12 protein-coding genes are annotated in these 15,792 nt (G+C 73.8%); 7 read left to right on the plus strand and 5 right to left on the minus strand.

Going from position 1 to position 15,792, the window contains the following annotated elements:
* Window positions 1-75: 75 nt before the first annotated feature.
* From ACL02R_RS10835 to ACL02R_RS10850, 4 genes are all read right to left on the minus strand, one after another.
* Window positions 76-987, minus strand: coding sequence for a carbohydrate ABC transporter permease (locus ACL02R_RS10835; protein ID WP_412796805.1), 912 nt, complete (start codon window positions 985-987; stop codon window positions 76-78).
* 11 nt (window positions 988-998) lie between these two features.
* Window positions 999-2,294, minus strand: a complete 1,296-nt coding sequence (locus ACL02R_RS10840; protein ID WP_412796649.1) for a carbohydrate ABC transporter permease — start codon at window positions 2,292-2,294, stop codon at window positions 999-1,001.
* Between the two features lie 88 nt (window positions 2,295-2,382).
* The gene (locus ACL02R_RS10845; RefSeq protein ID WP_412796650.1) at window positions 2,383-3,753 is read right to left on the minus strand and encodes an ABC transporter substrate-binding protein; all 1,371 of its coding nucleotides are present in this window, start codon (window positions 3,751-3,753) and stop codon (window positions 2,383-2,385) included.
* A 211-nt stretch (window positions 3,754-3,964) separates the two neighbouring features.
* On the minus strand, window positions 3,965-6,559 hold the full coding sequence (locus tag ACL02R_RS10850) for an FHA domain-containing protein (protein WP_412796651.1): 2,595 nt from the start codon (window positions 6,557-6,559) through the stop codon (window positions 3,965-3,967).
* Window positions 6,560-7,013: 454 nt separating this feature from the next.
* Here ACL02R_RS10850 and ACL02R_RS10855 point away from each other — a divergent pair, with 454 nt between their 5' ends.
* The 4 genes from ACL02R_RS10855 to ACL02R_RS10870 all read left to right on the plus strand — a co-directional run bounded on the left by ACL02R_RS10855 (window position 7,014) and on the right by ACL02R_RS10870 (window position 12,349).
* Window positions 7,014-8,762, plus strand: coding sequence for a serine/threonine-protein kinase (locus ACL02R_RS10855; protein WP_412796652.1), 1,749 nt, complete (start codon window positions 7,014-7,016; stop codon window positions 8,760-8,762).
* 121 nt (window positions 8,763-8,883) lie between these two features.
* Window positions 8,884-10,152, plus strand: a complete 1,269-nt coding sequence (locus ACL02R_RS10860) for a serine/threonine-protein kinase (RefSeq protein WP_412796653.1) — start codon at window positions 8,884-8,886, stop codon at window positions 10,150-10,152.
* 29 nt (window positions 10,153-10,181) lie between these two features.
* Window positions 10,182-11,288: a peptide chain release factor 2 gene (gene prfB / locus ACL02R_RS10865; protein ID WP_412796654.1), complete on the plus strand. Its 1,107-nt coding sequence runs from the start codon at window positions 10,182-10,184 to the stop codon at window positions 11,286-11,288.
* 233 nt (window positions 11,289-11,521) lie between these two features.
* Window positions 11,522-12,349 (plus strand): LPXTG cell wall anchor domain-containing protein, encoded by an 828-nt coding sequence (locus tag ACL02R_RS10870; protein ID WP_412796655.1) that lies wholly within the window; start codon window positions 11,522-11,524, stop codon window positions 12,347-12,349.
* Window positions 12,350-12,467: 118 nt separating this feature from the next.
* Here ACL02R_RS10870 and ACL02R_RS10875 read toward each other — a convergent pair whose 3' ends face one another.
* Entirely contained in the window at window positions 12,468-12,665 is a 198-nt protein-coding gene (locus tag ACL02R_RS10875; protein WP_362967703.1) for a hypothetical protein, read from the minus strand.
* A gap of 284 nt (window positions 12,666-12,949) precedes the next feature.
* On the opposite strand from ACL02R_RS10875, the gene ftsE reads away from it, so the two are divergent.
* The 3 genes from ftsE (at window position 12,950) to ACL02R_RS10890 (ending at window position 15,784) form a co-directional block, all read left to right on the plus strand.
* Window positions 12,950-13,639 (plus strand): cell division ATP-binding protein FtsE, encoded by a 690-nt coding sequence (gene ftsE, locus ACL02R_RS10880; RefSeq protein ID WP_362967702.1) that lies wholly within the window; start codon window positions 12,950-12,952, stop codon window positions 13,637-13,639.
* 20 nt (window positions 13,640-13,659) lie between these two features.
* Window positions 13,660-14,568 (plus strand): permease-like cell division protein FtsX, encoded by a 909-nt coding sequence (ftsX, locus tag ACL02R_RS10885; protein ID WP_362967701.1) that lies wholly within the window; start codon window positions 13,660-13,662, stop codon window positions 14,566-14,568.
* 100 nt (window positions 14,569-14,668) lie between these two features.
* Window positions 14,669-15,784: a S41 family peptidase gene (locus ACL02R_RS10890; RefSeq protein ID WP_412796656.1), complete on the plus strand. Its 1,116-nt coding sequence runs from the start codon at window positions 14,669-14,671 to the stop codon at window positions 15,782-15,784.
* The last annotated feature ends 8 nt before the right edge of the window (window positions 15,785-15,792 follow it).

Below are 15,792 nucleotides of genomic sequence, written 5' to 3' on the forward strand. Positions count from 1 at the left end.
GCGCACACGGCAGGGGCCGGGCCCGGCGGTCGCCCGCTCGGCCCGGCCCCGTCGCCGTACGGTCGCGCCGCCGCCCTACTTCACGGCGCCGGACATCATCCCGGCCACGAACTGCCGCTGGAACGCGAAGAAGATCACCAGCGGTATGACCATCGTCAGGAACGCGCCCGGCGCGAGCACGTCGAAGTTGCTGCCGAACTGCCGCATCTCCTGCTGGAGCGCGACCGTCATCGGCGGCGACCCCGAGTCGGCGAAGATCAGCGCCACCAGCATGTCGTTCCACACCCACATGAACTGGAAGATGCCGAGCGCCGCGATCGCCGGGCCGGCCAGCGGCAGCACCACCCGGGTGAACAGCCGCAGCTCGCCCGCCCCGTCCAGCTTCGCCGCCTCCAGCAGCTCGCGCGGGATCTCGGCGAAGAAGTTCCGCAGCAGGAAGATGGCGAACGGCAGGCCGAACGCGGAGTGGAACAGGACCACGCCCAGCGTCGTCTCGAAGATCCCCAGCGTGTTGAACAGCCGCGCCACCGGGATCAGCGCCACCTGCACCGGCACCACGAGCAGCGCCACCACGACCAGGAACCACCAGTCGCGGCCGGGGAAGTCGAGCCAGGCGAACGCGTACGCCGCCAGCGCGCCCAGCAGGATCACCAGGACGGTCGACGGCACGGTGATCAGCACAGTCGTCCACACCGAGTCGGTGAACGTGCCGTTGCCGAGCAGCGCGTCGTAGTTCCCCGCCGTCCACTGCCCGGGGTCGGTCAGCGCCTCCCACCAGCCGGAGGACGCGATGTCGCGCGAGTCGCGGAACGAGGACACCAGCAGCCCGGCGGTCGGCAGCAGCCACACCACCGCCAGGATCACCAGCACCACCCGCACCCCGCCGCTCGCGGCGACGGAGGCGACCCGGGAGGCCAGGGAACGCCGGGGCGGCCCGGAGGCTCCGCCCGCCGGGGACCCCGAGGGTCCGGGCTCTTTCGCGGTCAGGGTCGTCGCGGTCACCGCTGGTTCTCCCGTCGCAGCCTTCTCAGGTTGAAGAACATCACCGGCAGGACCAGGAGCAGCAGGAGCACCGCGATGGCGCTGCCGACGCCCTGGTCGCCGCCCGTGCCGAAGGACTCCAGGTAGAGCTGGAGCGCCAGCACATTGGCGTCACCCTGGCTGGAGCTGGGCGGGATGACGTACACGAGGTCGAAGATCTTCAGCACGTTGATCATCAGCGTCACCATGACCACCGCGAGCAGCGGCGCCAGGAGGGGGACGGTGATGCGGCGGAAGACCTGCCACTCGTTCGCGCCGTCCACGCGGGCGGCCTCCAGCGTCTCCCGCGGCACCCCGGCCAGGCCCGCCGCGATGAGGACCATCGCGAAACCGGCCCACATCCAGACGTACGAGCCGATGATCGCGGGCGTCACCAGGTTGGGCCCGAGCCACTCGGCGCCGTTGTACGGGGCGGTGAAGCTGTCCGCCGCCAGCCGCAGCTGCGCGCCGTCCGCCTCGGCGGGGAGCGTGAACGTCCCGTCGTCCCCGGTCGTCGCGTCGGCGACCACGTCGCCGTCCCGTACGGCCTCGACGGTGATGCCCGCCAGGCCTTTCTCCTCCGGGTCGATCGTGTCGGGCGTGCCGCCGCCCCGCGTGAAGTCCATCCACACGGTGCCGCTCACCTCGTCCGCGGCGCCCTCCGGCGCGGCGGCGGGCGCCGCGTCCTCCAGCTCGGGCTGCGGCACGGCCACCAGCGGCAGCAGCACCGGCTGACCGGCCGAGACGGGCGTCTCCAGCAGGTACGAGCCGTCGTCCTGCGCGGTGATCGGCCCGTCGGGGCGCGGCTCGGCGTCCGGCCAGGACGAGTCGCCCGAGAACGTGTCGTGCACGGTGGTCAGCACCGCGTTCGCCAGCCCGCGGTCCGGGTCCTGCTCGTACACCAGCCGGAAGATGATGCCGGCGGCCAGCATGGAGATGGCCATCGGCATGAAGATGATCAGCTTGAACGCGGTGGCCCAGCGGATACGTTCCGTCAGGACCGCGAAGATCAGGCCGAGGCCGGTCGCCACGGTGGGCGCGACCACGATCCAGATGAGGTTGTTGCGCAGCGCGTGCCGTATCGAGTCGTTGCTGAACAGCTCCGTGAAGTTGTCCAGGCCCACGAACCCGTCGCCCGACGCGTCGAACAGACTGCGCCAGACCGTGTACGCGATGGGGTAGACGACCAGTGCGCCGAGCAGCAGCAGCGCGGGCAGCAGGAAGCACGCGACGGCCCAGGGCCGGGCTCTGATCACCGCCTTGCCGGATGCCATGGGATGCCAGTCTCCGTCCGTCAGTGAGGGAACCGCAGTGGGAGCACCGCAGTGGTGAACCACGGGGTGACCCGCGGGTGGTGAGCCGTCAGTCGCCGTACGCGGCGGCGGCCTGGGACTCCAGGTACTCCTGGGCCCCCTGGATGTCGGCGGGGTCGCGCAGGAAGTTCTGGAGCCCCTGCCACATGCCCTGCCCCGTGGTGCCGCCGAAGTCGGCGGGCGTCTGGTCCGACATGTCGAACCGGAAGTCGTCGCCCGCCGCGATGAGCGCCTCGGCGATGCCGCGCTGCGTGTCGTTCGGGTACGCGTCCAGGTCGAGCGACCTGTTGGGCGACACGTAGCCGCCCGGCTCGGCCCAGATCGCCGCGGCGTCGGTCGAGGCGAGGAACGCCAGCATGGCCTGCTGCGCCTCGCCGGCCTCGCCGTCCGGCGCGATGGCGACGGCCGCGTCGCCCGCGCTCACCACCGGCGCGTCCCCGCCGCCCACGGCAGGGAAGGGGAAGACCCGCGCGTCCTCGCCGATCACGGCGTCCGTGCTGTCGGTGATCACGGAGCCGACGAAGTCCGCCTCGAAGACCATCCCGGCGGCGGGCGTCTCCAGGTCGGTGAACGTCTGGGTGACCGAGGTCGGGAAGTCCGTCTGGAGCGAGCCGCTCGCGCCGCCCGCCAGGAACCGCTCCTCGCCGAAGACCTGGCCGAGGGCGGTCAGCGCGTCGGTGACGCTCGGGTCGGTCCACGGGATCTCGTGCGCGATCAGCCGGTCGTACATCTCGCCGCCGGACTGGGAGAGGTAGATGTTCTCGAACCAGTCGGTGAGCGTCCAGCCGTCGCCGCCCGCGACGGACAGCGGCGTCGTGCCCGACTCCCACAGCGTCCAGGACATCGAGACGAAGTCGTCCCAGCTCTCCGGCGGCGAGACACCGGCGTAGTCGAACGCCGTGTCGCTGTACCAGACGAGCGACTTGTTGGCCGCCTTCACGTACACGCCGTACTGCACGCCGTCCCGGGCGGCGATGTCCTGCCAGCCCTGCGTGTAGTTGGCGTCGAGCTGCTCCTGCGCCAGGTCGCCGACCGGCGCGAGCCAGCCCTGCTCGGCGAACTCCTGGAGCACGCCCGGCTGCGGGACCATCACGATGTCCGGCGGCGAACCGCCCTCGATCTTGGTGCCCACGAACTGCGAGACGTTGTCCCCGCTCGGCACATAGCTGACCGAGGCGCCGGTACGCGCCTCGAACTCGTCCATGACGCGCAGGAAGTTGTCCCGCTCCGCGCCCGTCCACACCGCCGAGACCTCAAGCGACTGCCCGCTGAGGTCCGGCAGTTCGATCGTCACCGGGTGGTCACTCCCCGTGTCGTCCTCCTCCGCGCTGCACGCCGACAGCGCCAGCGCGGTCACGGCGACCGTCGCCGCCGTCGCACGGAAGACCCTCCGCCGGGAAACCCGGCCCGAACCGCCCATGAGCACCGCCTCACCCCATCCGGTACGGCAACGCCCCCACAGCGCAGGGTGTGCAACGCCGCACGTCCTGATCACTGAGTCCTACGCCCGCCGTTCTGTGCGGGCAAGACCACGGAGGGTGTCAACTGCCGTTTGTGATCCGGCTGTTACCCAAGATCGGAGCAGTGGAACGCGGATTTCCGATCATGTACCGACGTGTCGTCGCGATCGGTCAGACGAGGCTCGCGGGGGCGGACCTGTCCGCGTCGGCGGCGCGGGAGGCGGCGGACGCGAGCAGGGCGATGTCGGTCGGTCCGTTGCCCAGTTCGCGGACCGGCCGGCGGGTCGGCGGGTCGCCCTCGCGGGCCCAGTCGAGCCGCGTCACGGTGGGCCGCGCGGTCGCGGTCCTGGGGATGCGCCCGGTCACCCGCCCGGCCTGGAACGGCGCCGCCGTCCCGCCCCTGCGCACCTCGCCCCGCCCGGCGGGCTGCCCGGTCATGGCCACGGATATGCCCCCGCCGGGCGCCACCGGACCGCCCACCACGACCAGCCGCACCCCGAGGCGCGCGCCCTCGGACGCCACCGCGTCGAGCACCCGCACCACCGACCCCGCGGCCTGCCGCCCCGGCGCGCCGAGCGGCGGCGCGAGCAGCGCGTCGAAGTCGTCCACGAGCACGACGAGCCACGGCAGCGGGTCGCTCCCCGGCGCCAGCACGGGCGGCCCCTCCGGCGCGCCGAGCGTCACGTCGCCCGCCACCCGGGGCGCGTGCACGCGGCCGGGCCGGCCCCGTACGGCGCCGAAGTCCGCGTCGCCGAGCAGCGCGGCCCTGCGCTTCAGCTCGGCCCGCAGCGCCTGGGCGAACGCGCGCATGCGCACCGGATCGGTGGCCCCCAGGTAGGTGGCGACGTGCGGCAGCTCCGCGCCCGGCCGCAGGCCGTCGCCCGCGCCTTCCACGAGCAGCAGTGACAGGTCACGCGGTCCGCGCGTGGTGGCGAGGGAGGCGGCGAGCGTGCTCAGCAGCTCGGTACGTCCCGAGCCGGGGCCGCCCTCCACGGTCAGCGGGCCCCGCAGCCCGGCCAGGTCCACCGCCACCGGGCCGTGCGCTCCCGCGCCGAGTACGGCGGTGAGCCCTTCGCGCCCGGTCCAGCGCTCGCGCAGCGTGCCGGGCGTGACGCGCGACAGCTCCAGCACGTCGAGGAGGCGGCAGGTGTCCGGCAGTGCCGCCGCCCGTGCCGGGGCGGGCGCGCCGCCCGCGCCGGGGCCCTCGGCGACCGGCGCCAGGGCGCGCGCGAACCGCTCGGCCCACGCCGGGGACACGGCGTCGGCGCCCACCGGGGGACCCGCCTGCCCGTCCCGGCCGACGACGCGCAGGGACGTCGCCACCGCGCCGCTCAGCAGGACGGCCGCGCCGCACGCCGCGAACACCGGGGACACCGCGCGCGCGGCCGCCAGCGACCGTTCGACCGGCGACGCGGGCGTGGCGGAGGCGGCCTCGGCCGGCGTCACGACGTGGACACCGGCCGCGGCGCCACCGGCGGCGAGCCGGGTGAGGGCGGAGACGGTGGCCGGGGGGGTGTCGGGGCCGCAGTCGGCCAGGACGACCACGCGCCGCCCGCCCGGCCCCGCCGCGCCGTCCGTGCGCTCGGCCAGTTCGCGCAGCCGCGCCGCGGCCTGCTCGGCGTCGAAGCCGACGAGCAGGCGGCAGTCCTGGCCGCGCTCGGGGCGGGTGTGCGGGAGCCAGCCGAGCCACGACCAGTCGGCGGCGCGCCCCGGCGCGATCACGACGAGTTCGAGTGCGCCGGGCGCGTGGAACGCCGCCAGTTGCGCCAGCACGGCGCGCGCCACACCGGTCACGCGGTCGCGCGGCCCGGCCAGCCCGAGCGAGCCGGCCGCGGCGAGGTCCACCGTCACCGGCGGCAGGGCGCGCGAGGGGCGGTGCGCCGTCCCGACGCGCACGCGCAGCGCGTCCGGGTGCCCGGGGCCGCGCTCCCACAGCCGGGGGCCGCGGTCGAGCGCGGTGAGCAGCACGGTGGCGGGGTCGGGGCAGCGCGCCTCGTCGGCGGCGTCGGCGCCACCGGGGGCGTACGCGTCCGGCGCGGCGTCCCGGCGGGGCATCTGGCGCGTCCCGGTGTCGAGTTCGGGCCCGCGCCCCTTCCCCCGGCCGCCGAGGCCGCGGCGCGCGGGACGCTGCCCGTGCCCCGCCTCGTCCTCCTCCGCGCGCCGGGGCGCGGGCAGGTGCCCGGCCGCGCCGTCGCGCCCGCCCTCGGTCACGAGGCGCAGCGCCGTCTCGCCGAGCCGCAGCACGCCGCCGGACGGTACGGGCACCGGGCCGCCGGTCACGGGGCGGCCGTCGAGCAGCGTCCCGTTGGTCGATCCGGCGTCGGTCACGGTGACGGAGCCGTCGGGGCCGACGGTCAGCGTGCAGTGCGCGCGGGAGATGTCGGGGTCGTCCAGGGGGACGTCCGCCTGCGCCGACCTGCCGATCCGGACCTCGCCGCCGCGCAGCAGGTGGACGCCGCCCGCGTCGGGTCCCGCGGCGACCAGCAGCGTCGCGGGGACGGGCTCGCGCCGCGCGGTCTCCAGGGGGTGCTGGAAGGCGAGGACGGCGCCGTCCACCAGGGGCGGTTCGCCGAGCACGGTGCGGCGCGGGTCGAGGTACCTGTCCTCGCAGAAGACGGCGCCCGGCGCCGCGCCGCCGGGGGAGACGGCGCCGGCCAGGGCGCCGAGCACGGTGTCGAGCGGGGTCCCGGCCGGGGCGCCGATCCGCACGTCCACGCCGCCCGAGCCGTCACCGGGCCACACGGTCAACCTGATCTGAATCGGCATCGGCCCTCCCGGTCACCTCACCAGCGAACCGGCGCTCCCGCGGCCGTCCCCGGCCGCGGTCGCATCGGATGCTGATGCTGAAAGCATCCTCGCACCCAGCACCGACAGCGCGCCGCGCCGCTGGCGCTTAATGATCTTGATTGGCGATATCTGACCAGAACTGATCGGTGGGGTGTCCGTCCCCGGCCCGGCGAACCGGTCGTTCCCGCCCAACCCGGGCCGCCCGTACCGCGACCGCGCCGTGCTCGGCGGCGCGCATGATCGTAAGCCCAAGTCACGCCCGGCACGAGAGCGCCCGCACCGCCCCACCGGCCGGGAAACCGCACGGCCCCGCCCCGGCGTCTCCCTCCCCGCACCCCACCGCCGCGGACGGCCGTCACACACACGTTCGTGGCGCGGGGCGGCCCCATTACAGTAGGGAACTCGGGTCCCGACACAGCACCAGGGAGCGCACGTGCGGCCGGTAGGCAGCAAGTACCTGCTCGAAGAGCCGCTCGGACGCGGCGCCACCGGCACCGTCTGGCTCGGACGCCAGCGCCAGGCCGCCGGGGACGAGGCGGCCGTCACGGGCGAGCCGGGCGAACGCGTCGCGATCAAGGTCCTCAAGGAGGAGCTGGCCGCCGACCCGGACGTCGTGATGCGCTTCATGCGTGAGCGCGCCGTCCTGCTGCGGCTCGGCAACGACAGCCACCAGAACATCGTCCGCACCCGCGACCTCGTCGTCGAGGGCGACATGATCGCCCTGGTCATGGACCTCATCGACGGCCCCGACCTGCACCGCTACCTGTACGAGAACGGGCCCTTCAGCCCCGTCGGCGCCGCGCTGCTCACCGCCCAGATCGCCGACGCGCTCGCCGCCGCGCACGCCAAGGGCATCGTGCACCGCGACCTCAAGCCCGCGAACGTCCTGCTCGCCGGTGCCGAACGCCGCACCGACCCGCCGGGCCCGCCCGCCGAGCCGCGCCCCATGCGCCCGATGCTCACGGACTTCGGCATCGCCCGCCTCGCGGACTCCCCCGGCGTGACGCGCGCCCACGAGTTCGTCGGCACCCCCTCCTACGTCGCGCCCGAGTCCGCCGAGGGCAAGCCGCAGACCTCGGCCGTCGACGTCTACGCGGCGGGCATCGTCCTGTACGAACTGCTCACCGGCCAGCCCCCGTTCGGCGGCGGCAGCACCCTGGAGGTCCTGCGCCGCCACCTCAGCGACGAGCCGCGCCGCCCCGACGGACTGCCGGGACCGCTGTGGACCGTCATCGAGTGCTGCCTGCGCAAGAACCCGGCCGAACGCCCCGGCGCCGCCGGTCTCGCGCGCGCCCTGCGCACCGTCGCCGCCGGAATCTCCGAGCACGCCACCACCGAGCAGCGCGACGCCGCCCTCGGCGTGACGGCCCTGCTCGTGCCGGACGCCCGCCCCGTCAAGGTGCCGGGCACCGGCATCTCGCCCCCCGGTTCCGCCGAGCCCACCCAGGTCCTCCCCGGCGGCTCGGGCGGCGGACAGCCCGCCGCCGACCCGTTCGGCAGGACCAGCGTCCTGCCCCAGCGCGACAACGGCGGCGACGACCTCAACACCACGCGCGCCCTCCCCACCTCGGGCGCCCCCGAGCCGGAGGGCCCGCACCCCTGGCAGGACCAGATGCGCGCCGCCCGCGACCGCAACGAGCCGACGCGCGTGCAGCCCGTCGACCCGTACGACCCGCTCCAGCGCGCGCCCCGGCGCCAGCAGCAGCGCCGCCCCGCGCCCCCGCAGGCGCAGCAGCCGCAGGGGTACGCGTACCCGCCGCAGCAGCAGCCGCAGCAGGACTACCGCAAGCCGCAGGCGTCGCCGTACGCGCAGCAGCCGTATCAGCAGCAGTACCAGCAGCCGTACCGCCAGCCCGTCCCGCCGCAGCAGCCGGTGCCGCCGCGGCGGCAGGACGACCGCAGGGACGAGCCCCCGCGCGACCGCGGCCGGTCACGCAGCGCGAACCCGATGCGCATTCCCGGGCTCGGCTGCCTGAAGGGCTGCCTCTTCATGGTCCTGATTCTCGTGGTGATCGTCGTTCTCGTGTGGAACTTCACACCGGTCCAGGACTGGATTGCGGACGGCCGGAGTTTCTGGGACACGGTCACCGACTGGTTCGACGACGTACGGGAATGGCTCGGCCTCATCGACGAGGCGAACCAACAGGTCGAGGACATCCAGGAGAACATGCCGAACAATTGACGGCGGCCTCGGGGATTTATCGACTTCCGCGAACCGAATTTCCCCGGGCCATGCCCATAAAACCGGGCAATCCTGGCGCGCTTGTCCGCACGCCGCCCGGCGCTCGTCGTAGCCTCACGCCATGGCACGGAACATCGGCGGCGTCTACACCGCCCACCGCGTCCTGGGGCGCGGCAGCGCCGGAACGGTCTGGCTCGGCGAGGGCCCTGACGGCCCCGTGGCCATCAAGCTGCTGCGCGAGGACCTGGCGGCCGACCCGGACCTGGCCGAGCGGTTCGCCCACGAACGGCACGCGCTCCTCGGCCTCGAACACCCGAACATCGTCGGTGTCCGCGACCTGATCGTCGGCGACCCCGCCGACTCCGGCGCCGACGCGGACGACCGTATCGCCCTCGTGATGGACCTCGTCCGCGGCCCCGACCTCCGCGCGCACCTGGAGCGCGAACGCCGCCTCGCGCCCCTGGAGGCGGTCTCCCTCGTGGCGGGCGTCGCCTCCGGGCTCGCCGTGGCGCACGCCGCCGGGATCGTCCACCGCGACGTCAAGCCGGAGAACATCCTGCTCGACATCCGCGACGGCGCCACCACCGCGCTGCTCACCGACTTCGGCGTCGCCAAGCTGATCGACGAGCCGCGCCACGCGGGCAAGTCCGGCGTCGTCGGCACCCCCGACTACATGGCGCCGGAGATCGTCGAGGGCCTGCCCCCACGCGCCGCCGTGGACATCTACGCCCTGGTCACCGTGCTGTACGAACTGCTCGCCGGGTTCACCCCCTTCGGCGGCGGCCACCCCGGCGCGGTCCTGCGCCGCCAGGTCACCGAGAAGGCCGCCGAGCTGCCGGGCCTGCCCCGCGAGCTGTGGGAACTGATCCAGCAGTGCCTCGCCAAGGCCCCCGCGTCCCGGCTCCGCGCCGCCGAGCTGGCGTCCCGCCTCCGCGAGCTGACGCCCCTGCTCGCCGGGCTGCCGCCGCTGGACATCGGCGACCCCGTCACGGCGGGCGAGGCCGCCCCCGCGCCGGAGCCGGTCGCCGCGGGCGCCCCGCGCGAGCCGGGCCCCGCGCGCGCCGCCGTACCCCTCGTCCGGGGCTCCGCGCCGGACGGCGAGCGGATCACGCACACCCGGATGCGCGTCCCCGGCGCCGACGAGCTGGCGGGCGGCGCCCACGGCACCGCGCGCACCCCTCGCGCCCCCGGCGCACGCCGTGCCGGAGCCGCGCGCCGCCCAGGAGACCGCAGGCGCCGCCGCCTGGCCCTCACCGCGGCGGGCGTGGCCCTGGCGGTCGCCATCGGCGGCTGGCTGCTCTCCTCGGGCGGCTCCGACGGCGACAACGGCGCCCCGCCCGGCGGCGCCCCCGCCCTCGTCGTGGAGAACGGCGACCCGGCCACCCCCTGACCCCCGCCCCCAGCGGTTACGCTGGTCGCGTGGCAGTCGTCGATGTTTCCGAAGTTCTGAAGTCCCTCCGCTCCACCATGGAGTCGATCGAGGCCGTCCTCGACCTGGGCAGCATGAAGGCCGAGGTCGCCTCGCTGGAGGAGCAGGCCGCCGCCCCGACCCTGTGGGACGACCCGGAGCGCGCCCAGCAGGTCACGAGCAAGCTGTCGCTGCTCCAGGGCCAGGTCACCAAGACGGAGGAGCTGCACGGCCGCATCGACGACCTGGAGGTCCTCTTCGAGCTGGCCGAGGCGGAGGACGACGCGGACACCAGGCGCGAGGCCGAGGCCGAGCTGGCGTCCGTCCGCAAGGCCGTGGACGAGCTGGAGGTCCGCACGCTGCTGTCCGGCGAGTACGACCAGCGCGAGGCCATGGTGTCCATCCGCGCCGAGGCGGGCGGCGTGGACGCGGCCGACTTCGCCGAGCAGCTCCAGCGCATGTACCTGCGCTGGGCCGAGCGCCGGGGCTACGCGACCGAGGTCCTCGACACCTCGTACGCGGAGGAGGCGGGCATCAAGTCCACCACCTTCGCCGTCAAGGCTCCGTACGCGTACGGCACGCTGTCCGTCGAGCAGGGCACGCACCGCATGGTGCGCATCTCGCCCTTCGACAACCAGGGCCGCCGCCAGACGTCCTTCGCGGGCGTCGAGGTCCTGCCGGTGGTCGAGCAGACCGACCACATCGACATCCCCGAGAACGACATCCGCGTGGACGTCTTCCGCTCCTCGGGTCCCGGCGGCCAGTCCGTGAACACCACCGACTCCGCCGTCCGCATCACGCACCTGCCGACCGGCATCGTCGTCTCCTGCCAGAACGAGAAGTCCCAGATCCAGAACCGCGCGGCCGCCATGCGCGTCCTCCAGTCGAGGCTGCTCGCCCACCAGCGGGCGCAGGAGCAGGCGAAGATGGACGCGCTCAAGGGCGACGGCGGCAACTCCTGGGGCAACCAGATGCGCAGCTACGTCCTCCAGCCGTACCAGATGGTCAAGGATCTGCGCACGGATCACGAAGTCGGAAACCCGCAGGGCGTTTTGGACGGGGATATCGACGACTTCCTGGAAGCCGGAATCCGCTGGCGGAAACAGCAGGACAAGTAACCGTCACGCAACTATCACGCCCCACCCGGAATTTACCGGACATCCCGCTTGACGGCGGATGCGTTCACCAGGAAAGCTGATCGCCTGGCATGCCTCTGTGATCCGGGGTCGTTGTGCGCCAGGGGGCGAGTGAAGGAACCGGAACTCCCCGCACCGCCACCACCCTTGCGACAGGCTGCCCCGCACATTCGGGACGATGTCAGCTCCAAACAGCTACAGGGGGTAGTGGATACATGGCCAGTCCTAAGACGAGGGCCAACATGGCGCGCGTCGCCGCCGCGGCCGTCTTCGCCGCGGGCGCCTCGCTCGCGGTCGTCGGCACGGCGTCTGCCCAGAACGCCGGCGAGAAGCCGACCAGCAACGAAGCCGCCATCGCCGGTGTCGGCATCCAGAGCGACAGCGACGGCCTCGACCTCGGCGGGCTCAACCTCGGCTCCGGCAACGGTGGTGCCGATGACGGTGGTGCGGACGACGGTGGTGCCGATGACGGTGGTGCCGATGACGGTGGCGCGGACGACGGTGGCGCCGATGACGGCGGCGCGGACGACGGTGGTGCCGATGACGGCGGCGCGGACGACGGTGGTGCCGATGACGGTGGTGCCGATGACGGCGGCGCGGACGACGGTGGTGCCGACGACGGTGGCGCGGACGACGGTGGCGCGGACGACGGTGGCGCGGACGACGGCGGCGCGGACGACGGTGGTGCCGATGACGGTGGCGCGGACGACGGCGGTGCCGGCACCCCCGGTGGTGGCAACGGCGGCAACGGCGGTCCTCAGGGCGTGAACGAGGGCGGCAGCGGCAACGGTGGTCTGGAGCCCGACAACCAGGGCGCCGGCAACCCGATCGAGCAGCCCGCCCCGGACGAGGACCTCACCGAGCAGCAGACCGTCGGCGGCCAGGACCAGGCCCAGGACCGCGACGAGCTGGCCGAGACCGGCGCCTCGATGAACCAGGCGCTGCTCTTCGCCGGCGCGGCGACGATGATCGCGGGCGGCGTGGCGTTCCGCTACCTGCCCCGCCTGATCAACAAGGGCGGCGGCGGCGCGGCGGCCGCCTGACGGCACCGCGTGACGCCTACCGTCCGTCCCGCCTGAGCGGGACAGCACGGCGGAGGGGCCCGGAGCACATCGCTCCGGGCCCCTCCGTACGTCTCGGCGGCCTCCCGCCCGGCCGGGCTCAGGCCGGGCGCGCCACCAGCAGGCAGACGGCGACGAGCGCCAGCAGCAGAGCCGCGAGCCCCGCCGGTCCGCCCAGGGACGACCACGGGCCGCGCCCCTCGTCGCGCAGCCGGGCCCGCTCGGCGCGGCAGACCGCGCAGCGGCCCTCGCTCACCCGCCCCGCGCAGTTCGCGCACACCAGCCAGTCGGCGGTCAATGCGATCGTCTCCTCTCGTGTCCCCCTCTGCCCTCCACTCTGCCAGGACACGGCCGGAAACGCAGAAGCCAGGACCGGACTGTGACCGAACCCCGCCCCCGCGCGGCGCACCGCGCGCACCGCGCGTTCCCGCGTCCCCACCGGCCCCTGGCGCACCGGCGGCGGGCCGGCCCGACCGGACAAAGGGGGATGCGCCGGGACGCTGCCTGCGGGCGGGGCGCGGGTTCGCGTATGGTCTGCCCAGCAAGGCCCCTGCCTGTACCCCGTAACGACATGGTGTAACCGTGATCCGATTCGACAACGTGTCCAAGACGTATCCCCGGCAGAACGCGCCGGCGTTGCGAGACGTCTCCCTGGAGGTCGAGCGCGGCGAGTTCGTCTTCCTGGTGGGTTCGTCCGGCTCCGGGAAGTCCACGTTCCTGCGGCTGTTGCTGCGCGAGGAGCGCGCCTCGACCGGTTCGGTCCATGTGCTGGGCAAGGACCTGGGCCGGCTGTCCAACTGGAAGGTCCCGCAGGTGCGGCGCCAGTTGGGGACCGTCTTCCAGGACTTCCGGCTGCTCCCCAACAAGACGGTGGGGGAGAACGTCGCGTTCGCCCTGGAGGTCATCGGCCGCCCGCGCGGCCAGATCCGCAAGACCGTCCCCGAGGTGCTCGACCTGGTCGGCCTCGGCGGCAAGGAGGAGCGGATGCCGGGCGAGCTGTCCGGTGGTGAGCAGCAACGCGTCGCCATCGCCCGCGCGTTCGTCAACCGCCCGATGCTGCTGATCGCCGACGAGCCGACGGGCAACCTCGACCCGCAGACCTCGGTGGGCATCATGAAGCTGCTCGACCGCATCAACAGGACCGGCACCACCGTGGTCATGGCCACCCACGACGCGCAGATCGTGGACCAGATGCGCAAGCGCGTGATCGAGCTGGAGAAGGGCGTCCTCGTCCGCGACCAGCATCGCGGCGTCTACGGCTACCAGCACTGAACATCCACGGAAAGGACGCCATGCGCGCCCACTTCGTCCTGTCGGAGATCGGTGTCGGTCTCCGCCGGAACCTCACGATGACCTTCGCGGTGATCGTCTCGGTCGCCCTGTCGCTGTCCCTGCTCGGCGGCGCCCTGCTGGCGCGCCAGCAGGTCGACAGCATGAAGGACTACTGGTACGACCGGGTCGAGGTCTCGATATTCCTGTGCAGCGAGCTGGACGCGGACTCGCCCGCCTGCCGGCGCGGCGCGGTCACCCAGGAGCAGAAGGACCAGATCGAGGCGGAACTCGGCGAGTTCGACATCGTCGAGGAGGTCTACTACGAGTCCGCCGCGCAGGCGTACGAGCACTACGAGGAGCAGCAGGCCGACTCGCCGCTGGCCGCCGTCGTCACGCCCGAGCAGATGCAGGAGTCGTTCCGCGTCAAGCTGCACGACCCGACGCAGTACGACGTGATCTCGTCGGCGTTCGCGGGGCGTGACGGCGTCTACGAGGTCATCGACCAGCGCTCGCAGCTGGAGAACCTGTTCAACCTGCTCAACGGCGTCAACTACGCGGCGCTCGGCCTCATGGCGCTGATGCTGGTCGTGGCGCTGCTGCTGATCGTCAACACCGTGCGCGTCTCGGCGTTCAGCCGCCGCCGCGAGACGGGGATCATGCGGCTCGTGGGCGCGTCGGGCCTGTACATCCAGATGCCGTTCATCCTGGAGGCGGCGATCGCGGGCGTGCTGGGCGCGCTGTTCGCCTGCGTGTTGATAGTGGGCGTCAAGTACTTCGCGATCAACAACTTCCTGGCCCAGGAGATCCCGCTGATCGAGTTCATCGGCTGGGACGCGGTGCTCGGGGTGCTGCCGATGGTGCTGCTGGTCGGGGCGTTCATGCCGTCGGTCGCCGCGTTCTTCGCGCTGCGCAAGTATCTGAAGGTGTGAGCGGGGCTTTGAAGGTGTAGGCGGGGCGCGTTGTGCCGCCCGCCACACGCGCGTGCGAGATCTCCCGTGCGCCCCGGGGGTGTGCCCTACACTCCGCAGCATGTCCCGTGCCAGCCACAGCCGTTCGCCCCACCCGGTCAGGCGTGGGGCGACCCTGGCCTGTGTCTTCCTCGGCGTCCTGGTCACCGGCGCGGCCACCGGCTCCTGGCCCGAGGGCTCGGCGTCCGGCGCCGACGCCCCGGCGCCGGACGCCCGGCCCGCCGACGCCGAGGTGCTGGTGAGCCGCAGCGGTGACCGCTGGTCCACCGCGTACTCGCCGGAGGAGTACGAGCGGCTGCGGCACACGCTGGCGGGCGAGTACGTCGGCACGGGCATAGCGGTCGTCCGCACGGCCGCCGGGCGCATCGAGGTCAGCGAGGTCCACGCGGACAGCCCGGCCGAGCGCGCGGGCGTCCGCGCCGGGGACTCGCTGCGCACCATCGACGGCGTCCGGGTGGACGGCTGGGCCGTCACGGACGCCGTCGCGCGGCTGCGCGGCAGCGACGAGGCGGCGGCGGCAGGGCCCGGCTCGACCGTGCGCGTCGGCCTCGAACGGGACGGGCGGCACTGGTCGGCCGAGATCGCGCGGGCCAGGCTGACGGCCGAGACGGTGACGGTCAGCCGGGACGTCCCCGGGGTCACGCGGGTGCGGGTCGCCTCGTTCACGCGGGGTTCGGCCGAGCTGCTGCGGGCCGCCGTCGCCGCCGTGCCCGCCGGGGACGGCCTGGTGCTGGACCTCCGGGGCAACGCGGGCGGGCTCCTCACCGAGGCGGCGGGCGCCGCGTCGGTGTTCCTCGACGGGGGTCTCGTCGCGACGTACGACGTCCACGGCGAGCAGCGCGCCCTGCACGCCGAGCCGGGCGGGGACACGGCGACGCCGCTCGTCGTCCTGGTGGACGGCGGCACCATGAGTTCGGCCGAGCTGGTGACCGGCGCGCTCCAGGACCGGGGCAGGGCGGTCGTCGTCGGGAGCCGCACCTTCGGCAAGGGGACCGTGCAGATGCCGAGCACCCAGCCGGACGGCTCCGTCGCGGAGCTGACCGTGGGGCACTACGCGACGCCGTCGGGGCGGCTGGTGGACGAGGACGGCCTGCTGCCCGACCTGCTCGTCGGCCCAGGCGAGGACGCGGCGGACAGCGCCGTGACGGTCCTCGGCGGCCTGGCCGGAAGTCGTTAGCGCTCAAC

The sequence above is a fragment of the Streptomyces sp. MS19 genome (assembly GCF_047200595.1).
Taxonomy (GTDB): domain Bacteria; phylum Actinomycetota; class Actinomycetes; order Streptomycetales; family Streptomycetaceae; genus Streptomyces.

Coding starts and splice junctions, on each gene's coding strand:
- ACL02R_RS10840 (WP_412796649.1), bottom strand. CDS start 2,294: ATGGCATCCGGCAAGGCGGTGATCAGAGCCCGGCCCTGGGCCGTCGCG.
- ACL02R_RS10845 (WP_412796650.1), bottom strand. CDS start 3,753: ATGGGCGGTTCGGGCCGGGTTTCCCGGCGGAGGGTCTTCCGTGCGACG.
- ACL02R_RS10850 (WP_412796651.1), bottom strand. CDS start 6,559: ATGCCGATTCAGATCAGGTTGACCGTGTGGCCCGGTGACGGCTCGGGC.
- ACL02R_RS10860 (WP_412796653.1), top strand. CDS start 8,884: ATGGCACGGAACATCGGCGGCGTCTACACCGCCCACCGCGTCCTGGGG.
- ACL02R_RS10870 (WP_412796655.1), top strand. CDS start 11,522: ATGGCCAGTCCTAAGACGAGGGCCAACATGGCGCGCGTCGCCGCCGCG.
- ftsX (WP_362967701.1), top strand. CDS start 13,660: ATGCGCGCCCACTTCGTCCTGTCGGAGATCGGTGTCGGTCTCCGCCGG.
- ACL02R_RS10890 (WP_412796656.1), top strand. CDS start 14,669: ATGTCCCGTGCCAGCCACAGCCGTTCGCCCCACCCGGTCAGGCGTGGG.